Annotated in this window: 17 protein-coding genes; 5 read left to right on the plus strand and 12 right to left on the minus strand. The window is 61.2% G+C overall.

The genetic code is table 11. The features are described 5' to 3' along the window. Positions 1 to 2: 2 nt before the first annotated feature. The 4 genes from AC0V6X_RS00685 to AC0V6X_RS00700 all read left to right on the plus strand — a co-directional run bounded on the left by AC0V6X_RS00685 (position 3) and on the right by AC0V6X_RS00700 (position 2,389). Positions 3 to 566 (plus strand): hypothetical protein, encoded by a 564-nt coding sequence (locus AC0V6X_RS00685; protein WP_486182669.1) that lies wholly within the window; start codon positions 3 to 5, stop codon positions 564 to 566. Between the two features lie 167 nt (positions 567 to 733). Then, entirely contained in the window at positions 734 to 1,195 is a 462-nt protein-coding gene (locus AC0V6X_RS00690) for a Dps family protein (protein ID WP_486182670.1), read from the plus strand. A 79-nt stretch (positions 1,196 to 1,274) separates the two neighbouring features. Then, on the plus strand, positions 1,275 to 1,907 hold the full coding sequence (locus AC0V6X_RS00695) for a 6-phosphogluconolactonase (RefSeq protein WP_486182671.1): 633 nt from the start codon (positions 1,275 to 1,277) through the stop codon (positions 1,905 to 1,907). Continuing rightward, entirely contained in the window at positions 1,907 to 2,389 is a 483-nt protein-coding gene (locus AC0V6X_RS00700) for an NUDIX hydrolase (protein ID WP_486182672.1), read from the plus strand. Before AC0V6X_RS00695 ends, AC0V6X_RS00700 begins: the two co-directional genes overlap by 1 nt. Here AC0V6X_RS00700 and dinB read toward each other — a convergent pair. Next, entirely contained in the window at positions 2,386 to 3,546 is a 1,161-nt protein-coding gene (dinB, locus tag AC0V6X_RS00705) for a DNA polymerase IV (protein WP_486185491.1), read from the minus strand. The two genes, AC0V6X_RS00700 and dinB, sit on opposite strands and share 4 nt — an antisense overlap. A 184-nt stretch (positions 3,547 to 3,730) precedes the next feature. Between dinB and AC0V6X_RS00710 the strand changes: the two genes are divergently transcribed. After that, the gene (locus AC0V6X_RS00710; RefSeq protein WP_486182673.1) at positions 3,731 to 4,990 is read left to right on the plus strand and encodes a multidrug effflux MFS transporter; all 1,260 of its coding nucleotides are present in this window, start codon (positions 3,731 to 3,733) and stop codon (positions 4,988 to 4,990) included. Positions 4,991 to 5,124: 134 nt separating this feature from the next. Here the strand turns inward: AC0V6X_RS00710 and AC0V6X_RS00715 are convergent, their stop codons facing one another. From AC0V6X_RS00715 to crtY, 11 genes are all read right to left on the minus strand, one after another. After that, positions 5,125 to 6,687 carry an acyl-CoA carboxylase subunit beta gene (locus tag AC0V6X_RS00715; RefSeq protein WP_486182674.1) on the minus strand — a complete coding sequence of 521 codons (1,563 nt, stop codon included), beginning with the start codon at positions 6,685 to 6,687 and terminating at the stop codon, positions 5,125 to 5,127. A 122-nt stretch (positions 6,688 to 6,809) separates the two neighbouring features. Beyond that, the gene (locus tag AC0V6X_RS00720; RefSeq protein WP_486182675.1) at positions 6,810 to 8,720 is read right to left on the minus strand and encodes an ATP-binding protein; all 1,911 of its coding nucleotides are present in this window, start codon (positions 8,718 to 8,720) and stop codon (positions 6,810 to 6,812) included. After that, positions 8,717 to 9,211 carry a hypothetical protein gene (locus AC0V6X_RS00725; RefSeq protein ID WP_486182676.1) on the minus strand — a complete coding sequence of 165 codons (495 nt, stop codon included), beginning with the start codon at positions 9,209 to 9,211 and terminating at the stop codon, positions 8,717 to 8,719. The genes AC0V6X_RS00720 and AC0V6X_RS00725 overlap by 4 nt, the downstream gene beginning before the upstream one ends. Positions 9,212 to 9,334: 123 nt before the next feature. Next, the gene (locus tag AC0V6X_RS00730; RefSeq protein ID WP_486182677.1) at positions 9,335 to 10,288 is read right to left on the minus strand and encodes a phytoene/squalene synthase family protein; all 954 of its coding nucleotides are present in this window, start codon (positions 10,286 to 10,288) and stop codon (positions 9,335 to 9,337) included. 9 nt (positions 10,289 to 10,297) lie between these two features. Then, entirely contained in the window at positions 10,298 to 10,879 is a 582-nt protein-coding gene (locus AC0V6X_RS00735; protein ID WP_486182678.1) for an LOG family protein, read from the minus strand. Beyond that, positions 10,876 to 11,292 carry a hypothetical protein gene (locus tag AC0V6X_RS00740; protein ID WP_486182679.1) on the minus strand — a complete coding sequence of 139 codons (417 nt, stop codon included), beginning with the start codon at positions 11,290 to 11,292 and terminating at the stop codon, positions 10,876 to 10,878. The genes AC0V6X_RS00735 and AC0V6X_RS00740 overlap by 4 nt, the downstream gene beginning before the upstream one ends. Positions 11,293 to 11,394: 102 nt before the next feature. Continuing rightward, complete coding sequence (locus AC0V6X_RS00745) at positions 11,395 to 11,538, minus strand: hypothetical protein (RefSeq protein WP_486182680.1); 144 nt, start codon at positions 11,536 to 11,538, stop codon at positions 11,395 to 11,397. Between the two features lie 6 nt (positions 11,539 to 11,544). After that, a complete protein-coding gene (locus AC0V6X_RS00750; protein WP_486182681.1) occupies positions 11,545 to 11,847 on the minus strand; it encodes a hypothetical protein in 303 nt (100 codons plus the stop codon). A 28-nt stretch (positions 11,848 to 11,875) separates the two neighbouring features. Then, on the minus strand, positions 11,876 to 12,280 hold the full coding sequence (locus AC0V6X_RS00755) for a hypothetical protein (RefSeq protein WP_486182682.1): 405 nt from the start codon (positions 12,278 to 12,280) through the stop codon (positions 11,876 to 11,878). Continuing rightward, positions 12,277 to 13,854 (minus strand): phytoene desaturase, encoded by a 1,578-nt coding sequence (locus tag AC0V6X_RS00760; protein WP_486182683.1) that lies wholly within the window; start codon positions 13,852 to 13,854, stop codon positions 12,277 to 12,279. The genes AC0V6X_RS00755 and AC0V6X_RS00760 overlap by 4 nt, the downstream gene beginning before the upstream one ends. Continuing rightward, on the minus strand, positions 13,851 to 15,170 hold the full coding sequence (gene crtY, locus AC0V6X_RS00765; RefSeq protein ID WP_486182684.1) for a lycopene beta-cyclase CrtY: 1,320 nt from the start codon (positions 15,168 to 15,170) through the stop codon (positions 13,851 to 13,853). The genes AC0V6X_RS00760 and crtY overlap by 4 nt, the downstream gene beginning before the upstream one ends. Positions 15,171 to 15,199 lie beyond the last annotated feature (29 nt).

A 15,199-nucleotide genomic window follows, 5' to 3' on the forward strand; every position in this document is an offset into this window, starting at 1 on the left:
AGATGGACGGTTTTCTCCTCGCCATGGTGCTGACCTTCGCGATTGCCTTTGGCGGGCGCGAGCAGTTGATCGTCGCGCAATTCGCCGAACAGCTGGAGCGCACCGCCCCGCTGCTCCTGACCGGAGCCCTGTGCGCAATCGCCAGCGCGGCGGCCATGGCCTATGCGGGCGCGCATATGGCCGCGCTTCTGCCCGAACGAGCCGCGCAAATGCTGGTCGCCTTCGCCCTTGCCATCGCCGCGTTTGAGCTCGCATGGCGGGTTAGGCTCAAGCCGATGAAAGAGCCCACTCGCTCCTACATCGCCATTGGAGCCGTCCTGCTTGCCCGCCAGATCGGCGACGGAGCGCGCTTTGCGATCTTTGCGCTGGCTGCATGGACTGTGTTTCCGACCACTGCCTTGATCGGTGGCGCTATCGGAGGGGTTGCGGCCGTGGCGTTGGGATGGAGCCTGGGCCTTTCCAAACTGCAGGCTTTTCCGCTTCGCGCGATCCGAATGATCTTTGCCCTGTGTTTGATTGTTGCGGCTTTAGTGATCGGATTGAACGCTCGTTACACGTTCCTGTGATCGCATTGTACGATCACTGCGAATTGGGTTTTGCGTTAGAAAAACCCTTTAAATCTGATATTTAACTCCCACATAGGGTGTGAACGAGGGAGCGCCATTAAAGGCCCCTCGAACAAGGTAGGCGATGAGCGCCAGCCAGAAATTCACACTCCGATTGGAGGAAAATTATGTTGGACCCTAACAACAACGCCCAGACCCAGATGGTTGCCGAAATCAATGCACTGCTGGCCGATCACTTCGCGCTCTATGTGAAGACGAAGAACTTTCACTGGCACGTGAAGGGCCCGCGTTTCCGCGACCTGCACTTGCTGTTCGATGAGCAGGCAGCCGAGGTGCAAAAGGAAATCGACGTTATCGGCGAACGCGCCCGCAAAATTGGCGGCGACACGCTGACTTCGATTGGTTCGATAGCATCGCACACGCAGATCGCCGACCAGGACAATGTGAACCTCTCGGCTGAAGAGATGATCACCGAATTGCGCGATGACAACGCCAAGCTGGTGACGCGTCTGAAAGCGATGAAGGAAACCGCCGAAGCCGCAGGTGACAATGCCACCGATGGGTTGATCGACGACTGGACCGACGCCGCTGAAGAGCGCGTCTGGTTCCTGAGCTCGGCTCTCGGCTAACGCCGACCGGCACAACAAAATACGCGTATAAGGGGCCGTCCATGCTTTGCGTGGGCGGCCCTTTTGCTATGCGGGGGCCATGAACAATATCGCAATCATCGAAGACGCTGACACGCAGGCCATCGCGGACTGGTTCACCACCAAACTGGCCGAGCGCTTGCAGGCCAGTTCAGAGCGGGTTCGGATCGCAGTTCCGGGTGGCTCGACACCGTTTCCCATCTTCGAAGTCCTCGCCAAGACCGACCTCGATTTTGCGCGGCTCGATATCTTCATGACCGATGACCGCGTCGTGCCGACCGATCACCCCGCCTCCAATGTCGGGCGCGTGCTGGAGATTTTCGAGGGCGCGACGCAGGCCAGCGTCCATGCGCTCAGCGAGGGCGACGACATTCCGGCCTTCGATCTCGTCTGGTTGGGCATGGGAGCGGACGGGCACTTTGCTTCGCTCTTCCCCAACACTGACCCGCAGGTTGATGACCCGCAGATTGTGCGCCGTCTGACCCCCGATCCGCTTCCGCCAGAGGCGCCGTTTGACCGCGTGACGCTCACCATCCCGGCGCTGCTGCGCACGGGCGAGATGATCTTTGTCATCCGTGGCGAGGAGAAACGCGCGGTCTTTGATGCAGGCGCAGCTAGAGAGCACGACCTGCCCATCGCCCGGTTGCTCTCCGCGGCCGCTAAACAAAATCTCCCCGTGACCGTTTTCACCTGATGATCAACTGGCTGCCTGCTCCCATCCACCGCGCTCTGCTCCCGCTCGCACACCGTGTGCGCCGTGTATGGCGGCGGGTGAGCAAGAAGCCGTTCTCAGGCGTCAGCGCGGTCGTCACGAACCTGTCTGGCGATGTCCTGTTGGTGCGCCATTCATATGGCGCGGATGTTTGGGCTCTTCCGGGAGGGGGACTTGGCAAAGGCGAAGACCCGGAGGAGGGGCTACGCCGCGAAATTCAGGAGGAAGTGGGCATCAAGCTGGGGGCTGTGACCTATCTCGGCTGCCATGAAGAGCTGCTCTTCAACGCCCCGCACACAGCCCATCTCTTCGCTGCCACCTGCAACGCTCTGCCCAAGCCGGACGGGCGCGAAGTGATCGAAGCGCGCTTCTTCCCCTCGCATTCTCTGCCCGAGCCATTGGGCAAGACCACAGCGATCCGCATCCAGATCTGGCGCGAGCGGGCTCCCAAGGGCGCGAGTTAGAGCAGACTTAGCTGCGCATCGTCCTTGGCCGTTTTGTCGCCGGCTTCCTCCGCGCCTTCTAGATTGCTGAGCGTCAGGCCCATCAGGCGGATGGGGAGGGGCAGGGGCAGGACCTCTTCCAGCAATTCACGCGAGAGGCGGGCAAAGGTCTCCTTGTCCTCGATCCATGCAGACCCACCTTTGGCAGAGACGCTTTTCGCGCGGCTCATGGCTTTGAAGTCGGTGTATTTGAGCTTCAGCGTAACGGTCCGCCCGCGCACCTGGACGTCTTTGCCTCCCGCCGCTTCGATCCGGTCCCAGACGATGTCGATGATGTTTTCGAGCGTGTCGCGAAGGGCGCTGCCGCTGGAGATATCCTCGCTAAAGGTCCGCTCCCCGCCGACCGATTTGCGCACCCTATGCGCGCGGACGGGGCGCAGGTCGATGCCGCGGGCTGCACGGAAGAGGTAGTCGGCAAAGGAGCCAAAATTGACGCGCAGGAAGTCGATGTCTTTGGCGGCGAGATCAGCGCCGGTTTCAATCCCGAGCCGCTTCATCTTCTCCTCCGCCTTCGGCCCGACCCCGTGGAAGCGGCGGATGGGCAGGCCAGCGACGAAATCCGCGCCTTGCCCGGGACGGATCACGCACATCCCGTCGGGCTTGTTCTGGTCGCTCGCAAGCTTGGCGAGGAACTTGTTGTAGCTCACCCCTGCGCTCGCCGTCAGTTTGGTTTTGGCGCGGATTTCCTGCCGGATCAGTTCGGCGATGCGCGTCGCGCTGCCAATGCCGAGCCGGTCCTCGGTAACATCGAGATAGGCTTCGTCGAGGCTCAAAGGCTCCACATGGGGGGTGTGATGTTCGAAGATGCGGCGGATCTGCGCGCTTGCCTCCTTATAGGCGTCAAAGCGGTGGCGCACGAAGATAAGATCGGGGCAAAGCCGCTTCGCCGTGACCGAGGGCATGGCGCTTTTGACGCCGAACTTGCGCGCTTCGTAGCTAGCCGCCGCCACGACGCCGCGCCCGCCTGACCCTCCGACCGCGACGGGCTTGCCTTGCAACTCTGGATGGTCGCGCTGCTCGACGCTCGCAAAGAAGGCATCCATATCGACATGGATGATCTTGCGCAGGCCCTGGGCCTCTTCCTCATGATCGTTTGTCGGGGGAGCAGCGGCAGACATGGGCATGCAAACTACGCCCTTCGCGCTGGCAGGGAAAGCGCCTCAAACATCCGCGTGGCGGATAGGGGCTGCGTGGTTGCTAGGGATTGTTGCGCTGTGTGGAACTTGACCGCTCTTCGGCCATTTTGTGCATATGCGAAATGAACAGTGGTCAAGCGGCTCGGTGGCAGGCAAAGGACCTGCCATGGCCGCATCTGTGCCCCTCTCGAAGCCCTCCGGCACGCTTGGCGAGACCGAGCTGATCTGGATGATGGCGATGCTGATGGCGCTGCAAGCCTTCGGCATCGATGCGATGTTGCCTGCGCTGGACGACATGGCGCTGGACCTTGGCGTGCCCGGCAATGACCGGCAATTTGTAATCGGAGTGTACCTCCTCACAGCAGGCGTCGGAGCTTTGTTTCCCGGGGCTTTGGCCGATCGATTTGGCCGCCGTCCGATCCTGCTGGGATCAATTGCAGCCTATATCGCTCTCGCGATCGCCAGTGCCTATGCGCCCGATTACGACACGCTGATCGCGATCCGGGCCGCGCAAGGTTTCTTCGGAGCCGGCATCGTCGCTATCCCGCCCGCTATCATCCGTGACCGCGTGGGCGGCGACAAGATGGCGCGCATGATGAGCCTCATTTTCGTCATCTTCCTGATGGTCCCCGCCATCGCTCCCAGCATCGGAGAGCTGATCCTGTTGGTCGGCGACTGGCGCATGATCTTCGCCGCAATGGCACTGCAAGGCATCATCATCGGCAGCTGGGTCTATTTCCGCTTGCCGGAGAGCCTGACCGACGAAAACCGCCAGGAAATCCGCCCGCGTGTGATCGGTCGCAACATGTTCCGGGCGCTCAGCCTGCCGAGCGTCTTTGGCTATGTCATCGGCTCATCACTAGTGTTCGGGGCGCTGTTTGGCTTCATCAATTCCTCGCAGCAATTGATCACCGAGACCTTTGGCGCGGGCGAGATTTTCCCGATTGTCTTTGGCATTTGCGCAGGCGCAATGGCGGTGGCGAGCTGGTCAAACTCGCGCATTGTTGAACGGTTCGGCGCGCGGCGGGTTAGCCACACGGCTTTGTTCCTGTTTATCGGCGTCGCTGGCTTGCAGGTCTATTTTGCGTTCCAGCCGGATGAGACGCTGTGGGAGTTCGTGCCCTTGATGGCCGTCAATATGATGCTGCTGGGCTTTATCGGCAGCAACTTTGGCGCGATTGCGATGAACCCATTCTTCGACATTGCGGGGGCGGCCAGCTCCGCCCACGGCTTTGTCCGCATGACGACCGCCTCGCTGATCGGAGGGCTGATCGGATATTCCTTCGACGGCACCGCGCGCCCCTTGGCGCTGGCGCTGCTCGCCTCTGGAGTGATCTGCCTCCTGCTCGTGATCTTCAGCGAGAAGGGCAAGCTGTTCGGCCCGCCCGATTGGGCCAAGGGTCCCACGAAGATGCGGAACATGTGAGAAGGGGGGAGGGGTTCTCCCAACGGCTGCGCAGCAGCCGCAAGGGCGACCGCCCGCCCGCAGGGGCACCGTAGCGAAGCGAAGGAGCTGCCCCGAGGACGCGCCCGCGGATGCGGGTGCACAAACAAAGACTCCTAACCCTCACTCTCCAGCTTCCTCCACGCCAGATCGGCAAATTCGCACAGCAGCGGCCGTGTGTCGCGCGGGTCGATTATATCCTCGACATTGAAGCGTTCAGCGGAGCGGAAGGGGGAGGTGACTTTGCCGAGGCGTTCCTTAATTGTCTCAAGCTCAGCCATCGGGTCTCCCCCGGCTTTGGCTACTGCTTCGAGATCGGATTTATAAGCGACCTCCAAGCCGCCCGCGATAGGCAAGCTTCCCCAATCGCCGCTCGGCCAGCAGAAGCGGTATTGGTAGCGCTCCGCATTGCTCATCGCGCTGCCCGCAATGCCGTAGGCGCGGCGCAGGACAACGCTGGCGAGGGGCACGCTCGCTTTGTAGATTGCGTTCATCGCTTGGACGCCGTAGCGGATCGTCCCCGCAACTTCCGCCTCGCGCCCGATCATGAAGCCGGGATTGTCGACGAGGTGGACGATTGGCAGGCGGAACTGGTCTGCGAGTTTGACGAAACGCTCGACCTTTTCGCTGGTCTTCGCCTCCCACGAACCGCCAAGGAAGCTGGGATCGCTCGCCACCACCGCGACGGGCCAGCCGTTTAGGCGGGCGAGGGCGGTGATCGCCGCGCGGCCCCAATTCTTGCCGATCTCGAACACGGTGCCCTTGTCGAGCACCATCTCCATGCATCGCCGCATCGAATAGACCTGTTTGTCATCGCGCGGGACGAGGCTGAGCAACTCCTCCTCGCGCCGGTCTGCGGGGTCGGAGGGGGCTACGCGGCGGGCGAGCTGGCCGACATGTTCCGGCATGAAGCTGAGGAAATAGCGCGCCCGTGCAAAGGCCTCTTCCTCGCTCGCGACCTCATCATCGACCACGCCGTTGCGGGTGTGGATGTCGACGCCGCCGAGCTCTTCCTTGGCCTGCTGGTGGTCGCTCGCGCTCTTGTAGGCTTCTCCGAGGCCATCGACGACCGCAGGACCAGCGGCGAAGAGTTGGGAGAGCCCGCGCACCATGATCGAGTAATGGCTGGCCGCGATCCGTGCGGCGCCCAGACCCGCCGTCGGGCCAAGCGCCAGTGCCACGACCGGCACAGTATCGAGGTTCTCGACCACATCGCCCCAGCCGGGCACGGCGGGAATGTAAGTGGCACCGATTTGCTCGAGCGTGCGGACAGAGCCTCCGCCGCCGGTCCCGTCGATCATCTTGACGATGGGGAGCTTCAGCTCATGCGCCATCTTCTCGGCCTGCACCATCTTGCGCGCGATCCCCGCATCCGCCGCGCCGCCGCGAATGGTGAAGTCGTCGGCGGTGGCGACGATGGGCCGGCCGTGGACGGTTGCCTTGCCGAACAGGAAGGGGGCGGGGGTGACGCCTGTCAGGTCGCCATTTTCGTCATATTGGGCTGTGCCAGCGATCTTGCCAATCTCGCGGAAGGAGCCGGGATCGCACAGAGCGGCAAGCCGGGCGCGCGCATCCATTTTGCCGCGCGAGTGTTGCTTGGCGACCTTGTCCGCCCCGCCCATTTCCTCGGCGAGCGCCTCGCGTTGGCGCAGTTCTTCGAGTTCGCGTTCCCAGCTCAATACTCACTCCCGTCATGCTGAACTTGTTTCAGCATCCATCGCCGGTGAAAGGCAACTGGAATAGCGCTGAGGATGGACCCTGAAACAAGTTCAGGGTGACAGATTAGGCTCCAAAGTAGAGGTCACTCCGAAGGCTCCACCACCCCCGGTTCGATGGTGCACAGCACAGCCTCTACCTGCACCTGCCCGCCCTCGGAGGCGTCGAGCCCTGTGACCGTCCCGTCAAACGGAGCGGTGAGCGCATGCTCCATCTTCATCGCCTCGAGCACCATCAGGCGCTGTCCAGCAGTGACTACCTCGCCCTCGGAGACATCAAGCGCAATGACCTTCCCGGGCATCGGCGCGAGGATCGCTCCGTCCGCGGCGGAGGCAGTGCCGGTGCCGCGAGGGGGCTGGGATGAAAACTCACGTGACTTGCCGCGTTCTGTAACAAGAACAGTATCTGCATCTAGTGAGTCGGCCAGCGGAAAGCCTGAGAATATGTCCGCTTTGACACTGTAAGAGCTTCCTTCGGCGAAGACCATTATCTTGCGGTTGGGTGCTGAGTTGAGCCGGAAACCACCCGCGGTTTCATTCACTCGCCAAGGAGACCAGTATGTCTCGGGTCCTAAGTTAGAATTTTCCCAAAGAAGGGAGGCTGCTGAAGCGATTGCATTTTTTGAAGGTGCACGACTTTCAATTAATGTCGGCTCATGCCTTGCGATCAGTCCGGTGTCGAGATTGCCCGCAGCAAAGTCTTCGTTGTCAAGGCATTCATATACAAATGCTTTGTTGGTCATGATTGGCCATATTACTAAGCAATCAAGGTTCCTTAGAAGAGATGTGCGGGCTTGTTCCCTGCTTTGAGCATGCTGGATGATCTTGGCGATCATGGGGTCATAGAACGGAGTCACCCAGTCCCCTGCTTCGACACTCCATTCAAGTCGTGCACCGTTGTCCCGATAGATTCTTTCGACGCATCCCGGACTCGGCAAAAACCCTTTCGCCGGATCCTCCGCATAAAGCCGCGCTTCAATTGCCCAGCCGTTGATCGAAAGCTCGTCCTGCTTCAGTGGGATCGGCTCTCCGCTGGCGACGCGCAACTGCCATTCGACCAAGTCCACGCCGGTGATTTCCTCGGTCACCGGGTGTTCAACCTGCAAACGCGTGTTCATTTCCATGAAGTAAATGCGGTCGGCTTTGAGGCCCTTACTCGCATCGGCGATGAACTCGATCGTGCCTGCGCCCTCGTAATCGACCGCTTTGGCCGCGCGCACGGCGGCGGCGCAGATTTCTTCGCGGGTGGCTTCGTCCATGCCGGGGGCGGGGGCTTCCTCGATCACCTTCTGGTGGCGGCGTTGAAGGGAACAGTCGCGCTCGAACAGGTGGACGACATTGCCGTGGCTGTCGCCGAAGACCTGCACCTCGATATGGCGCGGAGAGGTGATCCACTTCTCCAGGAGCACTTCATCGTTGCCGAAGGAGGACTTGGCCTCGCGCTGGCAGGACTCCAGTGATGCAGCGAAGTCCGCCGGGTCATCGACCTTGCGCATCCCCTTGCCGCCGCCGCCTGCGACCGCCTTGATGAGGACGGGATAGCCGATGGCGTCGGCCTCTTTGGTCAGGCGTCCGAGCGATTGATCCTCGCCGAGATAGCCCGGAGTGACCGGTACCCCAGCGGCGATCATCCGCTCCTTGGCGGCGTCTTTCAGGCCCATCGCCTCGATACTGGCAGGCTTGGGGCCGACCCAAATGAGGCCTGCGTCGATGACAGCCTGCGCGAACTGCGCGTTCTCCGAGAGGAAGCCGTAGCCCGGATGGATCGCCTCCGCGCCTGTTTCCTTGGCGGCTGCAATGATCTTCTCACCGACGAGATAGCTTTCGGCAGCAGGAGAGGGGCCGATATGGACCGCTTCGTCAGCCGAGCGCGTGTGCAGCGCCTTCGCATCCGCGTCCGAATAGACTGCGACTGTGGCGATGCCCATCTCGCGTGCGGTGCGCATGATGCGGCAGGCGATTTCGCCGCGATTGGCGATGAGGAGTTTTGTGATCATTCTGCGAGCCAATACATGCCGTATTTGGTGCATTCAGATGGCGGGACCATCGTGAAGCTGGTGTTCGCCACTTTCCAGCCGTCTTCGGTTTTTACCATGCTGAGCGAGTTGACCCCGCAATGGGCAATCTCGCCATCCACTTCGAAGCTGTAGGGGCCCCAAACATGGGCCATATCGCCATCGACGCGGATGGTGCGGAAATCCATGCGCTCTGCGGTCTGACGAGTCCCTTGGCCCCACCGTTCAAGGTGAGCGGCCACCGACACGATGTCCACACGCGGATTGTCCGGGTCCATGTGGTTGTGAATGAAGATCGTGCCTTCCGGCAGCATATGATCGGCAAGCAGTGATTTGTCGTCGCTGCTGATCGCGTCCATGAACTCTGCCGCGGCAAGCATGACGCTGCCTTCGGGCGTCGGGCTAAGCGTCGTCTGTGCGCTCGCGCTGGATGCTGTGATTGCCAAGGCTATGGCAAGGAATGTCTCTCTCATGCCAATGGGATTAGCCACCGCTCGGCAAAAAGAAAACCGTCATCCCGGACTTGATCCGGGATCTCGCTTTCTTTGCAGTGGTAAAAGAAGAAGCGGGCCCCCGGTTCAGGTCCCGGGAGACGACTAAGCTGAAGGCCTGAAATCCTTGATGCCCCAAGTGATCGCGCCGTCGGGATGCTTCTCACGGTTGATCGCGGCGGAGAGGAAGGCACGCGCGCCATAGAGCGCTTTCTCCCAGCGCGGCACGAAGGTGCGAGAGTTCCATGCTTCGGTCCCGCGCTTCCTCACCTTGCGCCCAATCGCGCCGTAAATGCGCGCAGCAGACAGCACCGCCCAGCGGCTGCGGAAGGGCAGGCGTTCCGCGCCGACGCGCGCCGCCGCCTCGTGCTTTTCGACCAGCGCGACGAGCTTGGCGGCCATCTCGGCCAGTTCCTCGCGGTGGTGGGGCTTGGTGTGTTGGCCCGGCTCAATATCCTGCTCGACCAGCCACATGACAGGGAGGTAGCAGCGCCCCGCTGCGTCATCCTCGACAATGTCGCGTGCGATGTTGGAGAGCTGGAAGGCGAGGCCAAGATCATTCGCGCGGTCGAGCGTGTCCTGATCCTTGGGATCGACACCCATGACCACCGCCATCATCACACCCACAGCGCCAGCCACATGGTAGCAATAGCGCATCATGTCGGCTTCGGTCTTGGGCCGCCAGTCTTCGGAATCGAGCTGGAAACCCTCGATCACGTCCTCGGCCATCTGCGGGGTCAGCCCGCATTCCTCCGCCACCACGCCGAGGCAGTCGAAGGCGGGATCGCCGGTTGGCTCTCCGGCAAAGGCCTTGGCGGTGAGTTTGCGGATCAGGGCGAGACGGGTTTCGAGGTCGGACTGGTCGCCCAACTCTCCGCCCAGCACTTGGTTGTCGGCGATGTCATCGCATTGGCGGCACCAGGCATAAAGCAGCCATGCGCGCTCGCGTGTCTCGCTGTCGAACAGCTGCGAGGCGGCAGAGAAACTCTGCGAGCCATGCTTGATGACGCTGCGTGCATGGGCGACCAGCCGTGCGCGTTGTTCAGAATCCACGGCCATGGCGGCGTCCTAGAGTTCCTCAGCCTTCATCCGAAAGATCGGCGTGTGCGGTTCATAGGCCGCCATTTTAACGAGCAGATCGTCCACTGTCTCCGCCGCGATCAGGATGTTCTGGTGGGCGGGGCGGACAAAGCCGACCTCGGCCATCTTGGCGTTGAACTTCAGCAAGTCGTCATAGAACCCAAAAGCGTTGAGGACGCCGACGGGATCAGAATGATAGCCCAGCTGTGCCCAGCTCATCGCCTCCCACAATTCGTCCATCGTGCCCACTCCGCCGGGCAAAGTGATGAAGCCATCCGACAGGTCGGTGAAGCGTTGCTTCCTCTCATGCATGCCGGATACGGTGATCAGCTCGTCGCAATTGTGATTAGCAACTTCGGAGTTCACTAGAGCCTCTGGGATGACCCCGATGACTTCCCCGCCTGCGTCCTTGGCACCGCTTGCCACTGCGCCCATAAGGCCCAGCCGCCCGCCGCCATAGACGACGCCGATGCCGCGCTCAGCCAAGGTCGCTCCGACCTCAGAGGCGAGCGCCATATAGCGCGGATCCTCGGGCGTTGCCGAGCCGCAGTAAATTGCAAGACGCTTCATGATGGGTCAGTGACCTCGCAGGCCGCATCTATGATCATATTGTCTTCTTCCGATGGCGGCGTGGCGGCAAAGTCCATGGTCAGTTCCTGCGCCGGAGCCATCATATTTGTCACCCCAGGGGAGGTGTGGATGAAGGCTTCGCTGATCCCCAAAAGGCGGGCTGAACAGTCCACGGCCATGACAAAATCGACCTGCATCACATTGTCCGGTTCATTGAATTGCACCCGCAGCAGAACCAGCTGCAATTGTTCATCATCGCGCTCAAGAGTGTCTCTCCACGTCGCATCGAGCCAGCCTTGCCCATCGGCGTCGTCCATCACCGCGATCCATTCATGTTCATGGCCTGGATCGACGAAGGGGGAGGTGCCCAAGGCAAGGGCTGAACTGGCGAGAAGAAGTAGAGATGCGAACATGGGCTCTTAATAGCTCGGCTAGGTTTCAGCACAATCCCTGCGAGACACTTCGTATTGCTTGGATCAGCTGTTCAAGGCTGCGCGGGCGCGGCGTGCGGCACCTTAGGGCGAGGTGTTGGTCCAGTCTTCGCCGCAGACATGGCGGAACACGGCGTTGCGAGAGGCATCGTCGCGTGCGTCGTTGCCAGCGCGTTGGAAGGTGCCGAGATCTTCTTTCTGTACCTTGGGAAGGAAGGAATAGGGCACTGTCTCTCAGGCTTGAGTGATTGCAAAGCGGGAACGCTCGCAGTCGATCGCCATGGCGACATCGATGATGTAGATGCTGCCACCGGGTTTGGGCTCTGCGCCGCGCACGAGGATGGTCGGATAAACCTCTCTGCCATCACTGTAATCGGGCAGCGGCGTCCGGTCGAATAGCACAACCTCATCCTTGTCCCGGTCTGCCAACTGCCAATCGTGGACGTGACTCTCGCCGACCAGCTGCGACTTGGGCAAATCCATCGTCGCCAGATCGAGCGACAGCGCGGAGAACAACAGGGCGAGTGTGACAATCACGCCGTCGCCTTAACCGCAAGGCGTTTCATCAATCCGCTTCCTTGCTACAGGCGATGTCCATCAATGGCATTCCTTCACCGCTTACCGGGGTAAATCGAGGCAGTGGCTCGTTACTCGTGATTATCGTAGGGGGAAGCGGGATATCTGCGCGCTTCGACACAGTGGCCTCAAGCCTCTGTTCGCAGTCAAACGCAATCAGGCGATCCTCAAATTTGAGCGGCGTACCGTCTTCTTGGGCGACAAAGCGGATCAAGACACTGGGATAGTCGCGGTCTCGGATCGTCTGCGGCTTGGTCGAGTTGCGGTCCCAATAGATCGAGTGCGTTTGGTAATCGCTCAGCAATTCCCAATCATGCTGGTGGGCGTCTTCGACCAGAGCCGATACGCCAAACTCAGTGGGAGCAATGATAGCAAGAAGCAGGCTGATCATCATGCCGTCGCCTTAACCGCCAGATCCTCCAGCATGATGCTTGCCGTTGCCTTGCCGCTGCCGACGACGCCGGGGATGCCTGCTCCGGGGTGCGTGCCTGCGCCGACGAGGTAGAAATTGTCGATCACATCGTCGCGGTTGTGGCCGCGCAGATAGGCGCTCTGCCACAGGACCGGCTCAAGGCTGAAGGCACTGCCCATATGGGCGTTGAGATCGTGGCTGAAATCCTTGGGCGCATAGTGGAACTTGGTCACGATGCGGTCGTGGATGTCGGGGATCAGGCGGCGGCCAATCTCGTCAAGGATCGCCTTTTCAAGCTGTGGTCCGACCTCGTCCCAATTGACCGGCATCTTGCCCATGTGAGCGACGGGGACGAGCGCGTAGAACGTGCTTTTACCCTGCGGTGCCATGCTGGGATCGGTGACGGTCGGGTGGTGGAGGTAGATCGAGAAATCCTGCGGCAGCACGCCGTGCTTGTAGATGTCGTCGACCAGCCCATGATAGCGCGGGCCGAACAGGATCATGTGGTGCGGAATGCCCGGCCACGTCCCTTCCAGACCAAAGTGCACCACGAAGAGCGACGGGCTGTAGCTCTTCTTGGCGAGCGACTTGGAGTAGGCCTTGCCGCGTTCCGTCCCGCCGAGCAGGTCTTTGTAGGAGTGCATGATGTCCGCGTTGGAAGCGACCGCGTCGAAGCGTTCTTTCCAGCCGCTCTCGGTCTCAACTTCGCTCGCTTTTGTGCCGACAGTGTGGACCTGTTTGACCCCGTCGCCGACGCGCATCGTCCCGCCGAGGCGTTCAAAGTGGCGCACCATGCCCGCGATCAAGCGGTTGGTCCCGCCGCGTGCCCACCATACGCCGCCATCTTTCTCCAGCTTATGGATCAGCGCGTAGATCGAGGAGGTCTTCATCGGGCTGCCGCCGACGAGCAGCGTGTGGAAGCTGAACGCCTCGCGCAGTTTCTCGCTCTTGATGTATTTCGACACCATCGAATAAACGCTGCGCCAAGCCTGCTTCTTGATCAGCGCAGGCGCGGCTTTCAGCATCGATTTGAAGTCGAGAAACGGCACGGTGCCGAGCTTCAGATAGCCTTCCTCATAGACCTCGGCGGAATATTCGAGGAAGCGTTGATAGCCGATCACGTCGTCGGGATTGAGCTTGGCGATTTCCGCAGCGAGCTCTTCCTCGTCGTTCGAATAATCGAAGTTGGTGCCGTCAGGCCAGTTGAGGCGGTAGAAGGGCATGACCTTCATCAGCTCGACGTCCTCAGAGATGTCGTGGCCGGTCAGTTGCCAGAGTTCCTCAAGGCAGGGTGGGTCTGTGATGACCGTGGGGCCTGCGTCAAAGGTAAATCCGTCCCGCTCCCAGAAATAGGCCCGCCCGCCCGGCTTGTCGCGCGCTTCGACCACAGTGGTGGCTATGCCATGCGATTGCAGCCGGATCGCCAGCGCCATCCCGCCAAACCCTGCGCCGATGACGCAGGCTGTCTTGCCGGCATATTTCTCGGCGATGGCCGGGTTGATGCCTTTGTCGCGGTGTATCGGCGGGTTGAGGTCTAGAGTGGGATCAGCGTTCATGCCTCGGTCTCCGTGGGCAGTTTGGTCGGACTTGTGGGTCCGGGATTGGGCTCGGCCGGTGGCTTTGGAGGCCCCCCAGCCGTCAATGTCGGGCCGCGGCGAAACATTGCCGCGATGGCCGACGGAATAGGTACGGGGGGCTCTCCCCACAGGACGCGCACCTTGTCAAAGACGCTGGAGCGCGCGGCGTAGAACCGCTCGATCAAACCTTCGCGTAAGCCGTAAAAGCGTTGGAGCACTTTCACGCGGCGCTCTGGCTTGGCGGCGAAGAACAGGAAACGGTTGAGCAGACGATAATATCCCGTCGCACTCCAATGGCGGCGCGCGCGCATCTCCATAAAGGCGGCGAGCTGCTCTCCGGAAAGGTCTGCCTCCTGCGCAATGGCGAGGGCATTATCGACCGCGAGGCACATCGTGTAGCTGGTGAGCGGATGGGTAAAGCCCCCGCGCGTGCCAGCAACCGCGACGCCGGGGATGCGGATTTCGTTCTGATAGGCGGAGAAGTCTCCCCCGGTGATGACGGGGAGCACGCCTGCCTCATGCCCGATGATCGCATTGTCGCCCCAATCGTGGTCGGCTGCATATTGGTCGATGCGGGCGGATAGCATTCCGCGATCTAGGTCGGGATCGTCGGCGTAATAGGTGTCCTCGATAAACACGTCGTGGCTCGCTATCGGCAGGACATAAACGAAGCGGTAGGCGCTGCCATTGCCTGCAGGGGCATTCTGCTCAACCGTCGCGTCCATGATGACCGGGCGCTCCACGCCGTGGGGCTCAGGCAAGCGGATGTGCCGGCCCAAAAAGACCTGCCAGCCGCCATTCATATGTTTGGAGGGTTTGAAGGTGCGGCAATCGATGACAGTGCGCGCCTCCAGCCGCTCTGCCTCGCCATATTCAGCAGGGGCTAAGTCGACACCGCGCGCGTCCAAACCGCTCGCCTTGCGCCCGAGGAACAAGGACCCCTCCGGCATCTCGCGCACCAGCCCCTCGTGAAAGTCAGCCGACGACATGGAGCGGTAAGCGGTCTTCAACTTGCGGCGATATTTGGGGAAGCGGACCTCGTATCCGTCATCCCACCCCGTCTGGCGAAAGGCGCTCATCAGAGCCTTGCCTTCGTCAGAGAGGTCGCTGTCGAACCAGCTCCAGCGGTGATTGCCGCCGATTGCGCGGCCCGCTTCGACCACGGCTATGCGGAACTGGGGGCGCGCGCGGTGGAGGGCCAGAGCGATCAAACCACCAGCAAGACCACCGCCCACGATCACGCAATCGTATTGGGCGCTTGCGCCTTGGGTGGGGGCCTGTTGTGAGTCGCTCATGGAGTAAGATGCCCTAGGGCAGGATCAGG

It is taken from the genome of Erythrobacter sp. S267, from assembly GCF_057365045.1.